14 protein-coding genes and 1 pseudogene are annotated in these 22578 nt (G+C 45.0%); 4 read left to right on the plus strand and 11 right to left on the minus strand.

Features of this window, described 5'->3' with window-relative positions; translation table 11 throughout:
• Positions 1 to 16: 16 nt before the first annotated feature.
• Positions 17 to 967, minus strand: coding sequence for a hypothetical protein (locus tag ACJA3J_RS12555; protein WP_406944199.1), 951 nt, complete (start codon positions 965 to 967; stop codon positions 17 to 19).
• An 807-nt stretch (positions 968 to 1774) separates the two neighbouring features.
• Entirely contained in the window at positions 1775 to 3940 is a 2166-nt protein-coding gene (gene bglX, locus ACJA3J_RS12560) for a beta-glucosidase BglX (protein ID WP_406944200.1), read from the minus strand.
• Between the two features lie 227 nt (positions 3941 to 4167).
• On the opposite strand from bglX, the gene ACJA3J_RS12565 reads away from it, so the two are divergent.
• From ACJA3J_RS12565 to ACJA3J_RS12580, 4 genes are all read left to right on the plus strand, one after another.
• Positions 4168 to 5400 (plus strand): sugar ABC transporter substrate-binding protein, encoded by a 1233-nt coding sequence (locus ACJA3J_RS12565; protein WP_406944201.1) that lies wholly within the window; start codon positions 4168 to 4170, stop codon positions 5398 to 5400.
• A gap of 77 nt (positions 5401 to 5477) precedes the next feature.
• Entirely contained in the window at positions 5478 to 6359 is an 882-nt protein-coding gene (locus ACJA3J_RS12570) for a carbohydrate ABC transporter permease (protein ID WP_406944202.1), read from the plus strand.
• A gap of 21 nt (positions 6360 to 6380) precedes the next feature.
• Positions 6381 to 7211 (plus strand): carbohydrate ABC transporter permease, encoded by an 831-nt coding sequence (locus ACJA3J_RS12575; protein ID WP_406944203.1) that lies wholly within the window; start codon positions 6381 to 6383, stop codon positions 7209 to 7211.
• Between the two features lie 62 nt (positions 7212 to 7273).
• Entirely contained in the window at positions 7274 to 8263 is a 990-nt protein-coding gene (locus ACJA3J_RS12580) for a LacI family DNA-binding transcriptional regulator (RefSeq protein WP_406944204.1), read from the plus strand.
• A gap of 43 nt (positions 8264 to 8306) precedes the next feature.
• Here ACJA3J_RS12580 and ACJA3J_RS12585 read toward each other — a convergent pair whose 3' ends face one another.
• The 9 genes and pseudogenes from ACJA3J_RS12585 to ACJA3J_RS12625 all read right to left on the minus strand — a co-directional run bounded on the left by ACJA3J_RS12585 (position 8307) and on the right by ACJA3J_RS12625 (position 22254).
• Positions 8307 to 9665, minus strand: coding sequence for a glucoamylase family protein (locus tag ACJA3J_RS12585; RefSeq protein WP_406944205.1), 1359 nt, complete (start codon positions 9663 to 9665; stop codon positions 8307 to 8309).
• A gap of 243 nt (positions 9666 to 9908) precedes the next feature.
• Positions 9909 to 15581, minus strand: a complete 5673-nt coding sequence (locus tag ACJA3J_RS12590) for a GH32 C-terminal domain-containing protein (protein WP_406944206.1) — start codon at positions 15579 to 15581, stop codon at positions 9909 to 9911.
• A gap of 98 nt (positions 15582 to 15679) precedes the next feature.
• The gene (locus ACJA3J_RS12595; RefSeq protein WP_406944207.1) at positions 15680 to 16282 is read right to left on the minus strand and encodes a YesL family protein; all 603 of its coding nucleotides are present in this window, start codon (positions 16280 to 16282) and stop codon (positions 15680 to 15682) included.
• A gap of 21 nt (positions 16283 to 16303) precedes the next feature.
• Entirely contained in the window at positions 16304 to 16765 is a 462-nt protein-coding gene (locus ACJA3J_RS12600) for a GH32 C-terminal domain-containing protein (protein WP_406946297.1), read from the minus strand.
• Positions 16766 to 16777: 12 nt separating this feature from the next.
• Positions 16778 to 17779, minus strand: a pseudogene (locus ACJA3J_RS12605) (glycoside hydrolase family 32 protein); the annotation flags it as partial.
• Positions 17780 to 17867: 88 nt separating this feature from the next.
• Positions 17868 to 18722: a carbohydrate ABC transporter permease gene (locus tag ACJA3J_RS12610; protein ID WP_115895090.1), complete on the minus strand. Its 855-nt coding sequence runs from the start codon at positions 18720 to 18722 to the stop codon at positions 17868 to 17870.
• A gap of 5 nt (positions 18723 to 18727) precedes the next feature.
• The gene (locus ACJA3J_RS12615) at positions 18728 to 19711 is read right to left on the minus strand and encodes a carbohydrate ABC transporter permease (protein ID WP_089652220.1); all 984 of its coding nucleotides are present in this window, start codon (positions 19709 to 19711) and stop codon (positions 18728 to 18730) included.
• Between the two features lie 89 nt (positions 19712 to 19800).
• Positions 19801 to 21153, minus strand: coding sequence for an extracellular solute-binding protein (locus ACJA3J_RS12620; RefSeq protein ID WP_406944208.1), 1353 nt, complete (start codon positions 21151 to 21153; stop codon positions 19801 to 19803).
• Positions 21154 to 21258: 105 nt separating this feature from the next.
• On the minus strand, positions 21259 to 22254 hold the full coding sequence (locus ACJA3J_RS12625) for a LacI family DNA-binding transcriptional regulator (RefSeq protein WP_406944209.1): 996 nt from the start codon (positions 22252 to 22254) through the stop codon (positions 21259 to 21261).
• Between the last annotated feature and the right edge of the window lie 324 nt (positions 22255 to 22578).

Consider the following 22578-nt stretch of genomic DNA (forward strand, 5'->3'; position numbering starts at 1 on the left):
ATTTTTCAATTCACAGTTACTCGGCCAATGATGGACGAGGTACAATAAAGGCAAACTGTACATCAGCTGTCTTTTTTCCTTTTTCACTCCATGCAGCGTGAACGATGTAGATAATCTTGGTATTTTCTTCACCCATGATTTCAATGACATTGTCCTGTAAATATTCTTGCACACCTGTTGCGCCTTGTTGTTTATGTATGGAAAGTCGTTTGGGAGCTGGGACATCTTCTGGAAAAGCAATTTTCACTTCATCACCAATGTTGGCATTAACCTCAGCTGGATTTACCTCATCTTTCCATTCACTGTATGGATCAATAGCATTAGTAGGAGGTGCTTCGCAAGCAGTTTCATTTAAGCAGTTCACATGATATTCGGCTGGATAAGATTCTCCCTTATGTGTAAACGTTGTATCCTTTAGTTCTACTTCCTTCACTTCTTTACCTTTTTCCTTTTCCACGTCTAACACAAATCCTATTGTCTTTGAGCCTTGAAACTTTCCTTCTTCCGTTCGCCATTCGGCTGATAATAAATAATGCTGCTTCCCTTCCCCATAAACTTCTATCACTTGATCTTCCAAATATTCACTTACGACCCTGCTGTCTTCTTTCATTCTATAACTCAAACGTTCAGGTTGACTTCCCTCAAATTCAACTTTAATTTCAGTACCACTAAGAACCACAGTAGAAGGTATTCCTTCCGTTTCATTCTCTATTGATGTGCCTTCCATAGACGTTGCTGTCCCCTCATTGCAATTCTCCGCCCAACATTCTAAGACAGTGTCAATAGCAAGATCTTTGGAATTCGTTTGAAGAATGATTGTTGGTTTTTCTTCCAGTACAACTCTATCCTCAGAAATATCATCATTAGTTGGGGAGGATGTTTCTTTTTCTTCCGTTTGACATGCGGATATAACAAGAACTATTACAAGTATTCCAAATACCACCTTAAGGCTTTTCATCATTTTCACTTCCCTTGTCTCTTTAATTGTATATATATATATTTAAAAGGGATTATCCTCCATAGCAATTATTAGTAAGTTGTTCTTACCTTTAGCCATTCCAATTATTTCAAAATATAAGATATGCATCAATAATTAAACACTATAAAGGGGCCTACCCTATTAAGGATAAGCTCCCGTTTATGTAGTACTCGATTTAAAGATCATTCATTATCACGTGATTGCCGTTTATCAGCTAAATACTTTTTGATACCCAAACAAGGAAGACTCCGAATAAAATAGCCAAAACAGAAATTAATAAAAACATTCCTCCAAGAATTATGGATGGAATAAGGTAACATGTAGCAACAACTACTACGAACCACCCGATGACATATGAAAAACTTGAGAATAAATCCATAAAGTATTTTATAGAAACGCCCCCTGTCGTGAGAAACTTAAATTTGAGATATCTCCTAGAGAAGCTTTTACTTTTGTACCCTATAATGGATTATTTATTTCTTTACTTTATAATGAAGCCAAACAGCCCCTTCACCAACAGTATTCATGTTTATTAATTCTACGCTCATGAAAGTGCCTGACCCCCGCTACGCTAAAGTGTTAACGCGGTGCGGGTCAGGCGCTTTTTCTTAAAACAGAACCCCTTAGTTCAATACATTGATGGAGTGATGGTCCCAACACCTATCAAATCAGCACCTTAGCGTAGTCAGGCATTTTCAAACCAGATAATTAATATTGCAAAAAAGTACCATCCCCTCGCATCTTTCTTAAACAAAAAAACCACACGGAAAGATTCCATGTGGTTCTAAAGAGAAATTATTTTCGATCAAGCCTGAACCTTTCAGACTTCGTATCCCGACTATTCGGCCCTACAAAAACCTCAAACTCCCCTGCATCACTCTTGTGTTCCATGTTCGCGTGATAATACCTGAGCTGCTCTTCTGTAAGAGTGAAATGGACGACCTTCTCCTCACCAGGATGGAGATAAACCTTTTCAAAGTCCTTCAGCTCTTTCAGCGGGCGGACAACCTCTCCGACTAGATCCCTTACATACAATTGAACGATTTCTTCTCCGGCATAGTCGCCTGTGTTGGTTACTTTAACAGAGACAGACAAAGACTCGTCTTGCCGGATCCGCTCGGAAGAGAGCGTAAGTTCCTCATACTCAAATCGACTGTAGCTCAACCCGAAACCGAACGGGTATAGCGGTTCGTTCGGGATATCGAGATATTGAGATACATAGCGCTCCTGCGCATCTGGTGCACCTTCAGGACGGCCTGTATTATAACGATTATAGTAGATCGGCACTTGTCCGACGGAATAAGGCATCGACATCGTCAGCTTAGCTGAAGGGTTCACTTCACCGAATAGGATATCTGCGAGCGCGTTCCCACCTTCTGTTCCTGGATACCAGGCTTCAATGACGGCATCTGCGTTCTCGGTGACTTCGCGTAAATCAAGGGGACGGCCATTGAAGAGGACGGCTGTGACAGGTTTTCCTAATGATCTAATTTTTTTCAAAAGCTCTAACTGGACCTCAGGAATGCGGATGTCTGCACGGCATCCAGCCTCCCCACTCATGTCGGAATGCTCCCCAAGCGCTACGACGATGGCTTCCGCTTGTGCTGCTTTTTCCAATGCGACTTCCAATTGTTCGTTTGTTCCAGTCTCAATGCCGCATCCAGCTGAAGTTAGAAGCTGGTCTTCATTCAAATACTGGGAGAAACCGCTCGCAACCGTAACGGTGTCTTCGGCTGAACCTCCCCAAGACCATGGGCCGAGTATATCGGTATTGTCAGCGAAAGGACCGATCAGAGCGACTTTCTGATCCTTCTGCAGCGGCAGGGTCCCTTCGTTTTTTAAAAGAACCATCGATTTGGAGGCCAATTCACGAGAAGCTTTTCTGTTTTCAGGAGAGAGAATATAATCCTCTTCCTCTTTTTCACTTGCACCCCTGTAAGGATTATCGAACAGGCCGAGTTTCTGCTTCAATTGAAGGATGCGCAGCACGGCTTCATCAAGGATATTTTCTTCCAATGTCCCTTCTTCGATTAATTCCTCCACATGATTGACGTAACAGGACGTCATCATTTCGACATCGACGCCTGCTTTCATGGCTTTTTCTGCTGCTTGCTTTTCATTTTCAGCGACTCCGTGAGGGATCAATTCCTTCACCGCTCCCCAATCAGAGATGAGCACGCCATCAAAGTTCCATTCATCTCGCAGAAGTCCCCTCATCAAGGGTTCATTTCCAGTTGACGGCATGCCATTTAAGATGTTGAAGGCTGTCATAACCATCTGAGCACCTTCGTCTAACGCAGCTTTATAGGCCGGAAGGTAGTTTTCCCGCAGCTGCCATTCTGACATATCCACGGTATTGTAATCACGGCCTCCCTCCGGCGCTCCATAAGCTGCGAAGTGTTTAACGCAGGAGGCAACTTTATGAGGATCGTTTTCCAAATCTCCTTGGAAACCTCTGACAAAGGAGCGTGCAAATCGACTGTTCAGGAAGGTGTCCTCCCCTGTGCCCTCCATGACACGTCCCCACCTCGGTTCCCGGGATAAATCCACCATCGGAGCGAATGTGACGTGGACGCCGGCGACAGCCGCTTCTTTAGCTGCAATCGAAGCACTCTTTTCAGCAAGGTCCAAATCCCATGAGCAGCCGATCGCTAAGGGTACAGGGAAAATGGTCTTGAACCCATGAACGATGTCCGACATGAATAACAAAGGAATGCCTAAACGGTTCTCTTCCATATGAACCTTTTGAATATTGATCGTTTCTTTAGCTCCTGAAGCACCTAATACCGAACCTGTACGCTTGATATCATCTTCATCTATGTTCATGTGAACCATTGGACCTGTAATTTCCCCTCGATCGGAAGCTCCTTTAAAGAAAGGTGTGGCCAATTGGACGAGCTGCCCTACTTTTTCTTCTACTGTCATTTGATCCAATAAGTTTTTCAGTTGATGTTCTCCCATGAATGATCCCCCTCAATTGAATTATAAGTGAAACGTTTCGAATAAATGTAATTGCAGTATAATCCCGCCAACTCTATCCGTCAACCTCTATATAACGGTACTAAATAAGGGTTACTTATTTTTACAAGAAATATTGAATAAGTAGTTGAAAGCGGATACAAAGTAAATTATAATACAGTTATCGAAACGTTTCAATAAACTTAAATTATTTAAAAGGGGTGCTTTAAGTGAAAGGAAAACTATGGTTGTTGATCGCAGTTGTTTTGACATCGTTGACATTGGCAGGATGCTCGGATAGTTCATCCTCCGAAGGGGATGAAAACACCGTAACGGTGTGGGCGATGGGTGAAGAAGGTAAAAAACTTAAAGAGTTCAGTAAAGATTTCGAGGAAAAGAACGAAGGTTTGACGGTTGATGTACAGGCTATTCCTTGGGATACAGCTCATGACAAATTGTTGACAGCCGTAGCCTCAGGGAATGGGCCGGATGTCGTTCAGCTGGGCACCACTTGGGTTCCGGAATTTGCAGAAGCAGGAGCACTATTAGACTTATCCGAACACATGGAAGACTACCCTAATTTTGCAAAAGAAAATTACTTCGACGGTTCTGTAACAACGATGGAACACGAAGACCAGGTCGTAGGAATTCCCTGGTATGCAGATACACGAGTCATTTACTACCGGAAAGATATATTGAAAGAAGCGGGTTATGAAGAAGCACCTAAAACGTGGGATGAGCTTAAGGAAGCTGCTCAAAAATTAGCAGACCGCGGGGAAGATTCCTATGGTCTTGACATCGATCGAAATGATCAGATCACTCCATTCATTTTCGCGTGGCAGAATGGTTATGAAGCGAACCTTGAAGAAGGCAACCTGAATTTCGATTCTCCGGAATTCAAAGAAGCGATCCAATACTATACCAGTTATTTCGAAGAGGGAATCAGTCAGAAGCAGGAAGGAAAAGACATCGTCGAAGCTTTCAAAGATGGTTCTAAACCAATGTTTTTCAGTGGCCCGTGGATGATTAATATCATCAATGACCAGGCTCCTGACCTTGAAGGAAAATGGGCGACAGCTGTCATGCCGACAAAAGAAACGAATACATCCAGCATGGGTGGAGCCAATCTATCTATATTTGAAAGCTCCGATAATGTCGAAGGCGCTTTGGAGTTCATTTCCTATATGACAGATGTGGATACACAGTTGAGCTGGTTGGAAGAGTCCAATACTCTGCCATCCCGCACGGAAGCCTGGGAAGATCCAGTGATGCAGGAAAATCCGATGTACGCGACATTCGGAGAACAGCTCGAAAATACAAAACCTGGTTTACAGACCGAACAATTTGAAAGGATTGCCCAGGAACTACTGGCTCATATCGAACGCATTACCGTAGGTGGAGCTGACGTAGAAAAAGAGCTTGAGGAGTTCAATCAGGAAGCTCAAAGCTTGATCGAGGAATAAAACACAACATGGAATGATGGAATGGAACCCCATTCCATCTTCTTTTATCCATGTCACGACAAGATAGGTGGGTTTTCATGAAATTAAAAAATAGACACCCTTATATGTTCATATCTCCAGCTGTTCTATTGTTATCATTATTCAGTTTGATTCCGATCCTAATTGCTTTTTTTATCAGCTTCACAGATATGAACTTGAAAGGCCTGGCCGATTGGTCTTCCGTTTCATTTGTCGGCCTGGAAAATTACCAGTCCCTATTCGCAGACGATAAATTTATCAAGTCCATTTTCAACACGATCTTTTATGTAGTTATTGGAGTTCCATTAGTGATTATCTGTTCTTTGTCCATCGCTTTATTGCTCAATTACGGGACAAGCAAACTTTTCACCAAGTTCCGTGCCGTTTACTATATGCCTTCAATCACAAATATCATTGCTGTCGCTGTTATTTGGGGTTATTTATACAATACAGAGTACGGCTTGTTTAATTATTTACTTTCATTACTTACGGTTGAAAACGTTCCTTGGCTGCACGAACCGACCATCGCTAAAATCTCCCTGATCATCTTAGCGGTCTGGAAAGGAATCGGTATCAATATGATTATATTCCTCGCAGCATTGCAGGGAATTCCGAAATCGTATTATGAAGCAGCCGAAATGGATGGAGCGAACCGCTTGCAGGTGCTTTTTAATGTGACGCTCCCCTTGTTGCGATACGCCACTTTCTTCGTGACCGTTACCACTCTGATCGGATGGATGCAGTTTTTCGAAGAGCCATTCGTCATGACAGATGGCGGACCTTTGGATGGAACGATTTCCATTGCTCTCTTCATTTACAAGGAAGGTTTCCAATTCAGTGAATTCGGCTATGCGGCCGCTGCCTCCTTTGTGCTTTTCGCCATGATCATCCTTGTAACGATGATCCAATTCAAGTTCAGAAAATCAGATACGGAATATTAATAGAAGGGAGTTCCAGAAGTTATGGCACTAGCGACTAAGAAAAACAAGTGGGAACAAGCGCTTGTCATCTTTATTATGGTAGCGGGAGGAGTTCTCGTTTCGATTCCATTCATATGGATGATTTCAAGTTCTTTCAAGCCTGAAAGTGAAGTCTTGTCCATCCCACCCACCATCATCCCGGATAACCCGATACTTGATAATTATATCAACCTGTTCACCAATATGAATTTTGCCGTCTACCTGAGGAATACCCTGGTCATTGTCCTCTTCTCTTTTTTAGGGTTATTATTTAACGCGATGGCAGGTTATGGCTTCGCTAAATATAATTTTAGAGGGCGGGATAAGGTTTTTTATATCGTATTAGCCACTATGATGATTCCTGGTCAAGTAACCATGATCCCTGTGTATCTTTTGTTGAATGCTATGGGTCTTACGAATACGATGACAGGCATTATCTTACCGGGTTTGGCTGTCGCCTTCAGCATCTTTTTATTCCGTCAGTTTATGACGACGATACCCGATGATTTAATTGAAGCGGCAAGGCTTGATGGTGCAGGGGAATTTTATATCTTTTTCAGGCTGGTCATGCCGATTGCAAAACCGATTTTTGCTGTGCAGGGGATTTTGACCTTCATTGCGGGGTGGAACAGCTTCCTCTGGCCGTTGATCATCGCCAATGATGAAAGTCTTTACACCTTATCCGTCGGACTCTCCCTCCTTCAGGGACAGTATGCGAATAATTTTGCCCTGCAAATGGCTGGTGCTGCTTTCATGGTCGTACCGATTATCATCATCTTCTCTTTTTTCCAAAAGTACATCGTGGAAGGTTTTACGATGTCAGGGATCAAATAAGCCGGTTTTCTTGTGAAAACTGTTATAATTAAGTATATGAATAGACAGGTGGAGGATTTAAAATGGCTACAATTAAAGATGTGGCTAAGCGAGCAGGGGTCGCTCTTTCGACAGCTTCCTATGCATTGAATGGCAATCAAAAAGTGAGTGCCTCTACGATCGAAAAAGTGCTTAAAGCCGCTAGAGAGTTGAATTATCAAAAGAACGGGTTCGCTTCCGATCTGAAGCGGACCAAAACAAATACGATCGCCTTGATATTGAGTGATATGTCAGGGCCCTACTTTTCTGAATTGATCAAAGGGGTCCAGGAAGTGACAGCAAGCCATCAGTATGATTTGATCGCCTGCAGTTCCTTGGGAGGCGATCGATCAACAGCCACGAAATTCCTGCGGGAGAAACGAGTGGACGGAGCAATCATACTTGCGAATAATGTAAGCACCCAGTTGATTGAAGAGTCTGCGCGTGAAGACTTTCCGATCATCGTACTGGATCGTGACGTTCAAAACCCTTTTGCCATCCATGTGAAAGTCGATAACCGCCATGGAGCTTATCAAGCCACAGAGCATTTGATCGAAAACGGACACCGATCCATCGGGTATATCAGCGGTCCCCACGACTCCCATGACAATGAGGAACGCTTCAAAGGTTTTTCAGATGCCTTGAAAAACTATGAGATCCCGTTTCAATCCCGCTTTAAAATCAGTGGTAATTTCACTCGTGATGGTGGTTACCGGGCAACCAAAATGCTCATTGCCCAGCAGCAACTGCCAGATGCGCTGTTTTATGCCAATGATGAAATGGCTATCGGTGGCCTTCAGGCTTTCTCAGAAAAAGGTGTTTCGATTCCGGATGACGTTTCTATCGTCGGGTTTGATGATATCCAGTTATCTGAGTATGTAAACCCGCCTTTGACGACCGTCAAGCAACCGAAGTATGAAGCAGGCGCATTAGCGGTCCATACGATCTTTCAAATGCTCGCAGGAGAGAAAGTTGATAAGTCGTTTGACCTTTCCACAGAGTTTGTGAAACGTTCTTCTGTACGAAGTAGATAAAAATAACCCGGTGATTCCCTCTCTGGAATCACCGGGTTATTTTTTATTTAATAGAGAATTCTTCTTTGATCAGCAGCTCTTCAGGAGCGTGACCAATTTCTGATTCATGGAAATAGTCTCTGATTACCCCATCCTCGAGATAATTGATGATCGAGACCATTGTCATGCCCTGGTCAAGAGCGAGATAAGCGTTGGTCACTTCCCCTGATTCTACATTAACAGAATCTAAGAAGCCATACTTACTATAAGTGTCGAAACGTTTCAATTCCTGGATGTTTTTGAATGCTTCCATAGGTGCATATTCAAGAGCTAAGAAAGTTGCGTGAGGGGTTACCGTTCCATCTGATTTATATCCATCCATCCCCAGCGGTGTAGCGGCGAATTCAGAATAATCCTCCGGCGTCGCGGCAGGCGACATTCCCCAAGCTTCGTATCCTTGCTCTTTGGCATATTCGATTTGAATGTCAGCATGACGCTTATTGTTCAGTCCTAGTGCATCTTTACCAAGTTCTTTTTCTTTTAATACAAGAGGCGGCATGAGAGCTTCGAACATGCTTCCACCCCAGCTTGGTACATACTTTTTACCGTTGTACGAGTAGTGTCCTTCAAACACTTCCACACCATCATATGTGGTTGTATATCCTTCCGGCTTCTGGGCTTGCCAATCCCAACTGTCAGGCATCGTGCGGTACATCTTCCACCAGTGCTCTTCAGGTACATCCCCTTTACCAATTGCGATGTAGCTGGCAACACGAGGTTCCGTGTAGAAAGCTCCGTAATGGTGGGACGTATAGCTTTCTGCCGCGACATCATATCCGCCTCTCATCTGCCCGACTTCAGGCGTATAGAGGGTGGAATAATCCATATCCTGTACGATTTCATTGGACTGATCATAGAGCTCCGGGTAAGCTTGTCCTACGACGATCAAACCTGCAGACAGCCAGCCATTGTCTACTGTTGAAATGAACTCCCCCCAGTCCGTATAGAGAGATCCATCTGATGTATTGTACCAGTTATAAAACAACCCATTCCATTTTTCCATGTCTTCAAGTGTTGTTATAGTCGTCTTGATTTTATCAACGGCTGAATCACGGGAAATGTGCCCCGCTTCTTCTGCAGCAATCGTACTCATCATGTAAATTCCAATGTTGGTTGGTGAGGTATGTTTCTGTGCCGTCATTTCCCCGTCCTCATCATATCTTACAGCATCATAAGTCAGTCCTGTTTCTTCCACTGTAAAATCTTCAAAATACCGGTACGTTTTCTTTGAAATCGCTTCCAATTGTTTCGATAAAGCAATTTCTTTTCCTTTCGGTGCCTGTTTCGCTAGTGAAGTGGTTGGTACGGCTACACTCATCATCAGGATGAGTGATAAAAATAATAGAGAAACCTTCTTTTTCAAAAAAACACTCCCTTTCAGAAATTGGTGAAACGTTTCGATTAAAGTGTACAAAACTATAAGCTTTTGGTAAATGCGATAATAGTAGTAATTGTCGTAAAGTTCAGATATTTCCTAGTATTAAAGTAATGGTTCATTTTTCCATAAGGACACTGGAAGGTCCAGCAGCCACTTTTGCAAATGACAGAAACATGACTGTTTGCAAAAAAAAAGGTTCTGTCCCACATCGGAACAGAACCACTTCCCCTATTTCAAATATTCCTTGATAACACCTCGCACCTCTTTCCCTGTCGCATGTTTGTTCACTCTTTTCATCACATACCCCTGGACTTCTCCTGCATCCGAAGGTTGTTGTGCTCCTGTTTCTTCAATCGCATACTTCACATAAAAATGGAGCTGGATCGAACTAAGCGTGTACTCTTTTTTCTTCAAATTCAGTTTCTTCTCAAGGAAGTCTATCATTTCGTTCTTGATTGAAACGAATGTCTCTTCTTTCTCCCCTATTACTTCTTTTGCATCCTGATAGAGTTTAATTTTCTCATCAAGATCTTTTCCTGTTTGCAGATCCATCCCTTTCAGCTGCCCGAGAAGTTTCTCTTCTTCACTCAAGGCGACGGGGACGTTGACGTCATCCACATTGATATGACCCCAGCCACCTTCGGCCTTGTCTGTGATGCGAATCAAGAGGTTTTCTCCCACATATTCAGAAGCATCCCATTCGTCTCGACGGTACGTTTCCTGGTTTCTTCCTGTCACTTGCTTCAGTACTTTTCCGTCCGAGGTCCGGATCAGGGACACAGATAGTTGATCGATGTTGTTGCCACCGCCGATCAGAAAGTCGATCTTTCCATTACCGCCAAGCTCAAAGGCCTGCGATTCTAAAATACCTGTGGCTGCGTCGCCTCCGCTGGAATCAAGGAATCCCCAGAGGTGATAACGCTCAGGGTCTATGTGGTCTTCGGCCTGATCAAACGGACCGCCCCAGCCCCAATCATCTTTCGTTGTTACATGTTCATCAGAAAAAGCATTCCCTTCTACGATGTTCCAGCCTGTTAAGTCACCGATTTGGAAATCATGGTTTTCAAGCTCCCCATGTGGTGGGACCGTTTCTGTTTCTTTTTCATACACCGGGACGGTCTCACCGAAGGCACCGTTCATTTCCCAGACATCCATGGACACGATCTCTGGATCCCCTCCCTCACTCCAAAGTTCTATGCCAAGCGCATCATAGCTTGTAGGATAGACGCGGGAGGTGATGCTCTTCTGTCCATTTGCGTATGCTTCAACCATCGAACGATCCAAGTAAAGATGAAGCTGAAAGCGGTCACCGTTCAATTTCAATTCTCCACCTTGGACGCCTTTGCTCACATCGGGGTCCAGACTGGATTGATTCCGGTCGATATTAAACGTTTCTTCTGTGGCATCGTAATACACGAGCGTTTCTTCTTGGCCATTTTCACTCTGACGTACTTTCAAGCCCACTTTCTCCGCTTCTTTCGGATCCACGTCTAAAATGATTTCAAGCATGTCGCCTTCCACATCTTGGATCATCTCATTCGCTTCTTTCATTTCTTTGTTTTCAAAGGATACCAGTGACTCCCCTCTTAAAGATTCCAGTTCCTCTATCGGCTGTAATCCGAGGTCGTTATTGTCTCTCAAGGAAAGTTCCACAGGCAGCCCGGCATTGTGTGCCCAGCCTGCATCATAATGTTCCTGCTCACTTCGTCTGTCCTGGGCAATGCTGAATAAAATCGGCGTGCCGTCTTCATCCACCATCCCGCTTGGACCTGTGAAATGCTCGCCATAATCGAACGTTTTCGGTTCTTCGTGATCAGGGACGAACGCTAGGTTTTCCTTATCCCACGTACCTACCCAGTAAAAAGTGTATTTAACATTATGCGGACTGTATCCATCGAACCATGGGTTGATAAAGAACGCATATTTTTCTTCTCCGGATTCATCTTTTCCGAGTGGAAGAAAGACAGGCAGTTCCCATACATCTCCCGTTTTTGGATAGGCTTCTGAATCTCCGGTAAAGAAAGGTTTCTCGTAGGTCCAGTTCTCTAAATCCTTCGAAGAATATAACAGCGCGGTTCCACCCACTTGATCAATTCCAGACCCCATCAGCTGATACCAGGTGTCTCCATCTTTCCAAACGAAAGGATCGCGGAACTGTCCGTACATCACTTCGCCCTCTTCAGCCGGAAGGTTTTCTTCCTGTACCGTTACGGGCTCATCAAGCATGCGCCATTCCTTCAATTCAGGATCACTTGGGTCCTCACTAACGGCAAGCCCCGTCATTTGATTCGGAAATTTACTGTCATCCCCTGCCGTGAAGAATAGGACCGGTGCCCCGTTCTCATCGAGGGTCGCACTGCCGGACCATACCCCGTCTGGAGCCACTGAGCCCGCTTCAGGTGCAAGAGCCGTAGGAAGCTCTTCCCAATGCACAAGATCCTCACTAACCGCATGTCCCCAGTGAATGTGGTGCCAATACGGTCCTTGTGGATTCTTTTGATAGAAAATGTGATACTTGCCATTGTAATAGATCGGTGCGTGTGGTTCGTTCATCCAATGTTCCGGAGGCATGAAATGATATTGTGGCCGATGCTGATCGCCATCGTACCGCGTGCGGTCCCAGTCCAGTGCTGGCTCAGGGAGCGTCTGATCGTCGAAACTCTCTATCATAGATTGATATTCTTCCTGAATCTCTTCTGCTGATTTCGCCTCATTCGCGATTTTCACTTCATCCATCAAACCATTGAACATATTGACATCAAATACTCCATTAATAAGAGCGGCCTGGTTGTGTTTCCCAATCAAAAGGTCTTCACTGGATGATGTAATCCTTCCATTAGGCGTTTCTGTCTGGCCGACGAGTTCTCCATTCAAGTAAAGTTTCATCGATTGGTCATTCCGATCAAAAGTAGCGGCCACATGGGACCACTGATCCTTTTCCAACCTTTCGTCAGACGTTGTGGCAACTTCCTGCCAATCGCCATTGATGCCTGCCTGGAAGGAAAGTTTCCCGTGACGTCCCATTCCTAAAATAAATCCTTCGCCTTTGGACTGATCATGCTTGTTGACGATCGCTGATATTTGATTAAGATCTCCCCACTCATACGCTCGCGGAGCTACCCATCCTTCGATCGTAAGGGCATCTTCGGGCTGTACAAATTGGTCGTCTTCACGCGTCACCCATGTGGAATAGCCATCAAACAATAAGGCGTTTCCTACCAGTCCCGGCCGCCATAACGGATCCGTTGATGGTTTATACACTGCGTCATTAAACACGTAGTGAACAGGATCAGATTGTCCACTGACTTCCTCTTTCGTAACCTTCCCTTCCTGCTCATCAAATGACCAATGAGCAAGCGGGCCGGTCTGCTTCACTTGGAAGTCATCTACATTGATATGTCCCCATCCTTCTGTAGAATTGTCCACGACTTTCAAATACACTTCTTCCCCTACATACTCGGACGCATCCCAAAAGATTTTCGAATACTCTTCGGTGTCATTCCATTCGGTATTGGTTGCCTTCATCAATTCTTCATCATCGGCCACCCGTACAAGGGCTACATACAATCGTTCAGGGTCATTTCCCCCACCTATCAAATAAGAGATTGTCCCTGTTCCAGATAAAACGAAGGAAGAGGAACGCAGGATGCCGGTTTGCTCATCCCCACCATCTTTAGCACCCCAAAGGTGGTAGTCTCCCTGGTGGTTGAAAGGTCCACCCCAGCCCCAATCCGTATCATTGGTAACATCAGCCGGGCTGAAAGCATCTCCCTCAACGACAGTCCATCCTGTTAAATCACCCGTTTCGAAATCACCGTTCTCAAGCTCTTCTCCGATAGGCTCTCCTTCTGTGTACACTTGAAAATCATCGACGTTAATATGGCCGAATCCATCATTATGGTAATCCACGACTTTCAAGTACAGCGTTTCACCAAGGTAAGCACTTGCATCCCAGGAAACGCGGCGGTATTTCTCGTCGTTCGCTCCTGTAGCTTTGAAGAGTTCTTTTCCATCTGATGCTCGGACAAGCGCTACATATAAGCGTTCCTTATCCTCCCCACCACCGATCAGAAAATCCACCTGCCCTTTTCCGCTTAATTGAAAAAGATCAGATTGAAGCGTCCCCGTCCTAAAATCGGAATCGCTCACGTCCTCAGAAAAACCCCAAAGGTGGTAGTTTCCTTCTTGTTCAAAAGGGATACCGTCCCAGTACGTTTCTGTTTGAGAAACGCCGTGGGTAAAAGCACTTCCGCTCGGCGTCCATCCTGTTAAATCGCCCGTTTCGAAGCCCCCATTTTCCAAGGTGTTCGGAACGTCTTCAGGAATCATCCTTTTCATAGGTTCCACGTTCGCCTTGTTTAAATCCGTCACATTTAATTCACTAAGGTACACCTCTCCTCCAGTACTGAACATATCCAGTGTGGAAGAGGACTCATCTCTGAAGATCTGGTCAGTCAGAACGGTCGTCCCTTCATTTCCGAACACTTCCACAGACGAGCGATCCAGAAGGATTCTCATCTGAACTTTCCCGTCCTCCACTTTCATCGGTGCTTCATGGACGGCGGCAAAATCTGCTGAAAAGTCGTCCTCCCCTGATGACGTACGGTCAAGGGCGATCTTCTCCTCTTTGGTGTGATAAACGATTGTCGTCGATTGATCGCTTTCGTTCGTCAACGTAAACCCAAAAGAATCCGCAGACGACTGATCGATATCAAAAGAAGCGGTGATTTCAAGCAAGTCATTGACAGAATCGCCAAGCTTCTGACTTCCTTCTTTCACTATTTCATCTTTTCGCTCTACGGTTTCTCCTCTCAATTGTTCAAATTCAGCTACAGGCTGCTGTTGCAGCTGGTATGTTCCATCTTCTTCAGTACGAAGGTTCAACTCACGCGGAATGGACATCGCTCCACGGAAGTTTTCTGTCGGTATGTCCTGCCCATACTGCCAATTGTTCATCCAGCCAAGCAAAACCGTACGCTCTTGTTCTTTCGGCAGGTTGTTCCACGTGACTCCGGCATACATGTCTGCCCCATAATCCAAAGGAACCGGATTCATTTCTGTGGAAAAAGATTCTCCATTAAAATCTCCCACGACATACTCCATACCAGAACCACCGGCAGAAGAACCTTCACTCACACTCATGATGAGCGCCCATTTCTTTTCGTTTCCATCCCCGCCGACCGGCAGTTCTACAAGATCCGGGCACTCCCAAACCCCTTCAGCATCTGCCGGACGTTGGAAGGTGTCGGTATGCTGCCAGTCTTTTAGATTATCAGATTGGTAAAATTCGATGCTCTGCCCTGCGGACACAACCATCTTCCATTGACCTGTCTCTTCATGCCAGAAGACTTTTGGATCTCTGAAAACATCCGCATCGTCAGGCATGTCCATGACCGGATTGCCTTCATACTTCGTCCAGGTTCGTCCTTTATCATTGCTGTAAGCAAGGCTCTGGGTTTGGTGTCCTGCTTTTTCATGAGTGAAGACAGCGACCATAGGCGCTTCCTCACCCGTTTGGAACCCTGCGGTATTCTGTTCATCTACGACGACACTCCCTGACCAGATAAACCCTTTTTCATCCGGATACAACGCGATCGGGAGTTCTTCCCAGTTGATTAAATCCTTACTGACCGCATGGCCCCAGTACATCGGCCCCCATTGATTCCCGGTTGGGTTATGCTGATAGAATAAGTGATATTCCCCGTCATAAAAGACCATCCCATTCGGGTCATTCATCCAATTTTCTGCTGGTGAATAATGAAATTGGGACCGGTATGGATCAAGCGAAGTTTCCTGACTCTCCTGCGCCCCCTCCTCAGCCATTGGATAGGTCGGAAATAAAGCCAAGATTAATAGGGCAATCGTCAAAACGGTGGTGGAACGACGGATCGTACGTCTCAAGTAATCTTCCTCCTTTATAATTGTAAGCGCTGTCAAAAAATAGTGCGCGAATTTTTTAAAACACATGTAAAAGAAAACCCGTCTGTTCTTGCATCCAGTCAGACGGGTTTTTGAGCCTCTTGTTGAAAAGGAAACAAAAGGACGGTTAACAATAGAATGATATTGACGGAATACAACGGCAGGATGCCAGGAATGAACCGAATACAGACGAGAAGCAGGGCAAACCCGGCGATAAAAGAAAGCAGACGACCAGGGTAAAGCAAAAGAAGATGAATTGCGTTTTTCAATGCTTCTACTGCCATCATACCTTGACTGAGCGGGTTGAACGTTAAGATGGCCGTCATCAACACCCCCGCACCCAAAAACACGGTACCGCTGAAGAAAAGGTAGAACCATACCCCTGTGAATTGAAGACTGGTATAGATGTTGAACCCTAAAAGAATCATTAAAACAAACGTACATAGGAACACGACATTCGCAGAAAGAAAGGAACGTTTATAGATATTCCAATAAAACGCTACCGGATGAGGACGCCGGTCCGCGATCCACTCTTTCAATAAAGCGACACAGGCGGCAGAAGCAGGAAAGATACCGAAAACTCCGCCGCCCATAAGTGTAAAAGTGATCCACAATACATTTAAAATCGCAAGCCGCATCAACCAGTCACAAACAAGGTAGATAAGGTTCCCCGTACCTTTCATGTTCATCCTCCTCTTCTTTCTTTAAGCGTTGGGCTTCCAGATCGATTTCAATTCTGAAACCGACGATTGTTTCACTTCTACCGTTCCGCGGACAGCTTCCATCTTTAACTTCGCTTCATGGTCAGCTGCCGGTAAGTACACATTCGTCATGCTTATTTCCCCGTCGCCAAGAAAGATTTCGACCGAAGAATGGTCACAGACCAGCTTGAGATTGAAGGACGAAAGATCACCATTCAAAGGTGCCTGACAAGTACACGCATATTCCTTGGAGAAATCAAGGTCCGCCCTGTCTCTTTGAACGTATAGCGTATTTTTCTCGCGATCAATGCGAACCCGGAGACCTCCATCCTGCTTTCCAAATAAGCGTGCTTCGAAAACGCCGTCCTTTTCGATTTCCATATCCCATTCCCATAGGAAAGGAGAAGCAGGCTGGCCCAGCTCGATGGACTGCTTTTCTTGAAGGAAGAAAGGATCCTTCTCCATTCGCTTTTCTATCAAGCTTGTCAGCTCTGCGACAGGTTTCTGAATCAGGCGTTCCTGACCTTCCACCATCGATAAAGTCAATTCCCTTGGGATCGTCATCGCACTTCTCCACGGATCTGTCGGCACGTCATTGGCGTATTGCCAATTGCTCATCCAGGCAAGGACTACTCTTCTCCCCGGGAGATCGGAAAAGGACTGCGACGCATAAAAGTCTTTGCCATAGTCAAGCCAGCGCACCGTTTCTTTTGACTGATGTGGAACAAAGTGCTTGCCATCAAAAGAGCCGATAAAATACTGCGTGCCGGATCCACCTGAAGGCGCACCTGCATCTATCCCGATCGGCAGCACCCATTTCTTTTCCCCGGTCGTTTCATTCGTGAGCGAAAACAGATCCGGGCATTCCCAGACTCCTTTCTGCTCGCCCCACCCTTCTCCAAATTCACTAGCATACGTCCACTGCTTCAAATCGGGAGAGGTGTAGAATTGAACTTTTCTCCCTGCTGCAAGCACCATCACCCACTTTTCTGTATCCTCATGCCAGAAAACCTTCGGATCACGGAAGTCCTTGATGCCAGGGTTTGGAATCACCGGATTGTCGTCATATTTTACCCATGTCCGCCCACGGTCTTTACTGTAGGCGATGCTCTGCCTTTGCAAATCTCCATCGGCGTGGGTGAACACAGCCACAAGCCCCTGTTTTCCATCGAAAAAACCACTCGTATTCTTGTGGTCGACCACAGCACTCCCTGAAAAAATCATGCCGAGAGTATCCGGATAGAGAGCGACAGGAAGATGTTCCCAAGTAATTAGATTCTTACTGACAGCGTGGCCCCAGTGCATCGGCCCCCACTGTTTACTATCTGGATGATATTGATAAAAGAGGTGGTATTCCCCCTCAAAGTAAACAAGACCATTGGGGTCATTCATCCACATTTGTTCGGGGGTGAAATGGATGTGAGGCCGGTACCTCTCTTCATAATATCCATTCGTCGTTACAGGCTGGCTTTGAATCATATGTTATGGCACTCCTTCCAACAATCATTAGTCCTTATTATCAGTCGGCGTTTTTCCACTTTTCGCCTGACATTAACGATAAAATCATTTAGTTTTTTGAACCGGTGTGTGTTAAACCTTGGACGTAGTATCTTTGCAGAAAAGCAAAAATCAACAGCATCGGCACAGTGGCGATCGTTAACGCCGCCATCACCTGCCCCCACTTGATTGGTGGTTCGTTCATGAAGTACTGCAGCCCAATCTGGATCGTACGCATGCTCTCATCTGAAGCGACAACAAGCGGCCAGAGGAAGTCATTCCAGTGGTTGATAAATAAGACAATCGCCACAGTCGCAAACACGGGTTTAGAAAGCGGGACAATAATTCGGAAGAAGATTCCGATTTGAGAACAGCCATCGATTTTGGCCGCTTCCTCCAATTCTTTAGGAAAGTCGAGGAAAAACTGTCGGAATAAAAAGATGGCAAAGGCATTCGCGATGAATGGAACAATTAACCCTGTGTACGTATTCACCCATCCAAGGTCATACACCAAAACGTAGAGGGGTAGAAAAATACTTTCCGGCGGGATGATCAAGGTCGCGATAATGACACCAAGCCAGAAACCGGCCAGTGGAAAACGAAACCGTGCCAGGGCATACCCAGCCATGGAGTTGACAATAAGCCCAAAGATAATGATGCCGGTTGTATAAATCAAGCTGTTCAAAATGTACTTCATAAGATCGACACGTTGAAAAGCGGCGATATAGTTGGCGAAATATCCCCCTTCAACTTCACTCGGAGCCGGAGGCAGAAAGGCTTTCAGTGATTTCATATCCCTGAAAATCTGAAACTCATCTTTCAACGATGAAACAAGCATCCATATTAAGGGAAAGAGAAAGATGAATGTGAGTAAAGTCAAAGAAACATATAAGACGACTCGCTGGATTCCTTTCTTTCTTTTCATAGCTTTTACCCCCTCTCCTCACGAATAAGTACACGCTGAATAATGGTGATGGTAAGGACAATCAATGTGAATACGACAGCCATGGCTGAGGCATAACCGACATCCCGGTAGTTGAATCCCGTTTCATAGATGTGATAGACGAGAGACTTGGTAGACCCAAGCGGTCCGCCCTGTGTCATGATCATCGGCTGAACGAGTAATTTAAAGGCAGCAATACTGATGGTGATAAAAATGAACAGTGCAATGTTTTTCAAACCTGGCAGAGTGACATGTAAAAACTTCTGCCAATTGCTTGCTCCATCAATATCTGCCGCTTCATACAAATGGTTCGGTATGTTTTGAAGGCCTGCCAGGAAAATCATCATCTGGAACCCGGCCCCCTGCCAGACAGACATGACAATGATGGAATTCATGGCCTGATCTGGGCTTGTAAGAAATGGTTGTGGGGAAATCCCTATAAGTCCGAGCAGCTGGTTGATCAAACCTTCGTTTGGATTGTACATGAACGTCCAGAGAATCGATACCACAACCAAAGACATCACGACAGGCGAGAAAAAGGCTGTTCGGAAAAACACGCGGAACTTTAATTTTTTATTAATGAGCAAGGCTAGCCCTAACGCGACCGCCAGCTGGACAGGAACGACGATGACAGAAAAGTAAACGGTATTCCAAAAGGCCTGCCGGAATTGAGCATCCTGCCATATATAAGAAAAATTCTCGAACCCGATAAATGAAATATCATCCGGTTTTAAAATATAGAAATCTGTAAAACTATAATAGAAAGCGGCCCCCATCGGATACAAAAGGAATACGCCCAGAAGAATTAAGGCAGGAGCTAGAAAGAAGTAGCCTGTCACAGCTTCCTGGAAGGCCTGTGACCTTCTTCTTTTCTTCCTTTTTGGCGGCACCTTTTTGATCGATGGTTCTGACGGAGCCTTATAGTGATCGTGATCGGTCAGTGGTTTTGCAGAAGAACTGTTCCCTTTCATATGTGTTCACCCTCTCTTTCAAACCCGTAGACGGTCGTTAAAAATCAGAGGGAGCCTGCAGCACTCACAGGCCCCGGCCATTCGTCGGACTATTCTTCAAAACGTTTCAATTCACGCTCGACACGCTGGACCTGCTGTTCTACCACACTCTCTACATCTTCACCCAGAGCAGCAGCGTGGAAAGATTGAGCAAATGCATCTGTCAATACCGGATAAGCCGGTGTAGACGGGCGGGCATGGGCGGTTTGGATCACTTGTTCCTTCATAACACTCCATGGAAGCTCATTGAATTTTTCCATGGTTTCGAACGCAGATTTCTGTGCCGGTGGCATGCCTGTGGCTTTCGAAATTTTGATCGTTGCTTCTTCATTCGTCATCCACTTCATAAGCTCGACAGCTGCTTCAGGATTTTCTGTGTTGTTCGTTACCGCATAAGCCATGCTTCCGGATGGAGAGACTTTTTCATCTTTGTAAGGGTACGGCATCATTCCCCAGTTCAAGCCGGCGTCTTCAGCAGAAACAGCGATCCATGGACCGCCTAAAGCAAGGGCTGCATTTCCTTCCTCAAACTGCATCTCCCCAGGACTATCAGTAACCACACCTTCAGCGAATAGCTCTTTCACATAGTTCAAAGCTTCAATGGTTTCAGGACTATTCAAATATCCATCCACTGTTTTACCGTCATCGGAAATCAACGCGCCCCCGTTCGACCAGGCAAGCGGGGCTCCCATGAACGTCAGCCATTCACCAACGCCATAGTTCATGAACAAGTTCAGTCCATAACGGTCTTCGGTCGTCAACTGCTTGGCATTCTCCATCAATTCATCCCATGTCCACGCTTCTTCGATAGAATCAGCCGGCTCGATCCCTGCCTCATCCAACAAGTCTTTGTTGTAATAAAGCATGACGGAAGCTTCCATGGCGCCTAAGGAATACAATTGATCGTTGTATGTGCCTTGTTGAATGATCGAATCGACATATTGGCTTTTCGTTTCTTCGTCGATATATTCGTCGATCGGCTGAATCACTCCAGCTTCAGCAAAGCTTGAGACGTAAGGACCGTCGACGGCCATCACATCTGGCAGGTTCCCTGCTACAAGTGCAGCATTGATGCTGTCACTGTAAGCACTTGCTCCGTCATCAATGATGACTTCTGCGTTGACATGAATGTCCTCATGCTCTTTGTTGAAAGCATCAATCAACTCAATGTACGCATTCGTCTCGTCTTCACCTGTCTGGTGAATCCAGAAATCAAGCATCACCTCTTCGTCCCCTGTAGCTTCAACACTTGTTTCAACAGAGCCGGTTTCTACAGTGTCACTTGTTGTGTTCTCCCCGGAACTCCCACCATCTGCTTCTGAATTCGCGTCACTGTCACTTGAACAAGCCGCAAGCATCAACATGACTAAAACCCCTGCCAACAACAATGATAATTTTTTCATCCTCCGTACCTCCCATTTCATAATTGAACGCTGACAACCAACCTTCCATTCCATAAAAACGTTTACGTAATCGTTTACTTTATGGTTAAAAAGAGAAGGTTCTCTTTAAAAGGAACCTCTCTGTACCAACTCTGAATCGAGCATGACTTCTGTATATTTCTCTTGTGATCCATTTATTCTCTTAAGCAGCTGCTCAACAGCGACTTTTCCAATCTCAAACGCCGGCTGCCTGACGACAGATAAAGGAGGTGACGTGATCTTCATCCAATCATAATCGTCATAGCCTATGATGCCGATTTCTTCAGGAATGTTGACCTGATGTTCCTTAAGGTAAGAAACAGCTCCCATCGTCATGACATTATTGGCGATAAACAAAGCAGAAACTCCTGCTTCATGAAGCTCTTTCGCTAACTGATAGCCTTGTTCAAAGGTGGCCGGCCCTTCTTTGATAAACTCTTTCCTTACGGGAAGCCCTTTTTCTTCCAGGGCTTGTTTATACCCATTCAAGCGTTCATCACTAGTCGTAATCCCAAGGGTGCCTGTGATAAAGCCGATCCGCTCGTACCCTTTGTTAAGGAGAGCAGTGACAGCCTCATACGACCCGCGAAGGTTATCAACAAGAACCATGTCCCCTTCAATACCGCTCGGATGACGGTCAATATAAACGACGGGATAGTCACCGGTTAATTCCTGTTTATATGCTGAATCTTTCCCGTTTACAGGGGCAATGATCAATCCGTCAATCAACTGCGTATTAAAAACGCGGATTTGATCTTTTTCCGTTCCTTCATCTTCGTCGGAATTACTAAGGATCAGGTTATATCCATTCTCTTTCAATACCTTTTCAATTCCATTCGCAATGCTCATGAAGAAGAAATTCGATGTATCTTCGGCAACTAACGGAACCAAAAGTCCGATCGTATTCGATTTACGACTTCTGAGACTTCTTGCGATCCGGTTCGGCTGGTAATTCAGATCCTTCATCGCCAGGTAAACTTTCTGTTTGGTCTCATCGGCTACAAATCTGGTCTCATTGATCACATGAGATACGGTTGCTGTAGAGACTTGGGCTTTTTTTGCAACATCTTTAATGGAAACCATGGTTAATCCTCATTTCTAAAACTCACTTAATCGTTTACGTAATCGATTACCTTGTGTAAACTATACTCCTTGTAAACGTTTTCGTCAATGTGTTTTTGACATCTTTTTTTGCTTATGAAATAGAAATATGACTTTGAATTCATGAAAAAAAGTGCTCCCCTACCACGACACGTTAAAACTTTAGCAGTATGGGGGCAGGCACTTTTTTATGCGTTATTTCGCAAAATTCCATTACTGTTTTTACGTGTGAATTAGTCTATTGTATAGTGAGACAAGAAAATATTTACCAGGAGGTTTTTAATTGAAATTGACTCTAAGTCTAAT

It is taken from the genome of Halobacillus sp. SY10 (assembly GCF_045401165.1).
In the GTDB taxonomy this organism is placed as follows: domain Bacteria; phylum Bacillota; class Bacilli; order Bacillales; family Halobacillaceae; genus Halobacillus; species Halobacillus aidingensis.

Excerpts from the sequence above, each read along its gene's own strand:
- bglX (WP_406944200.1), bottom strand. The coding sequence starts at position 3,940 with ATGGGAGAACATCAACTGAAAAACTTATTGGATCAAATGACAGTAGAA.
- ACJA3J_RS12580 (WP_406944204.1), top strand. The coding sequence starts at position 7,274 with ATGGCTACAATTAAAGATGTGGCTAAGCGAGCAGGGGTCGCTCTTTCG.
- ACJA3J_RS12610 (WP_115895090.1), bottom strand. The coding sequence starts at position 18,722 with ATGAAAAGAAAGAAAGGAATCCAGCGAGTCGTCTTATATGTTTCTTTG.
- ACJA3J_RS12595 (WP_406944207.1), bottom strand. The coding sequence starts at position 16,282 with ATGAAAGGTACGGGGAACCTTATCTACCTTGTTTGTGACTGGTTGATG.
- ACJA3J_RS12620 (WP_406944208.1), bottom strand. The coding sequence starts at position 21,153 with ATGAAAAAATTATCATTGTTGTTGGCAGGGGTTTTAGTCATGTTGATG.
- ACJA3J_RS12625 (WP_406944209.1), bottom strand. The coding sequence starts at position 22,254 with ATGGTTTCCATTAAAGATGTTGCAAAAAAAGCCCAAGTCTCTACAGCA.
- ACJA3J_RS12600 (WP_406946297.1), bottom strand. The coding sequence starts at position 16,765 with ATGGAGAAGGATCCTTTCTTCCTTCAAGAAAAGCAGTCCATCGAGCTG.
- ACJA3J_RS12575 (WP_406944203.1), top strand. The coding sequence starts at position 6,381 with ATGGCACTAGCGACTAAGAAAAACAAGTGGGAACAAGCGCTTGTCATC.
- ACJA3J_RS12615 (WP_089652220.1), bottom strand. The coding sequence starts at position 19,711 with ATGAAAGGGAACAGTTCTTCTGCAAAACCACTGACCGATCACGATCAC.
- ACJA3J_RS12570 (WP_406944202.1), top strand. The coding sequence starts at position 5,478 with ATGAAATTAAAAAATAGACACCCTTATATGTTCATATCTCCAGCTGTT.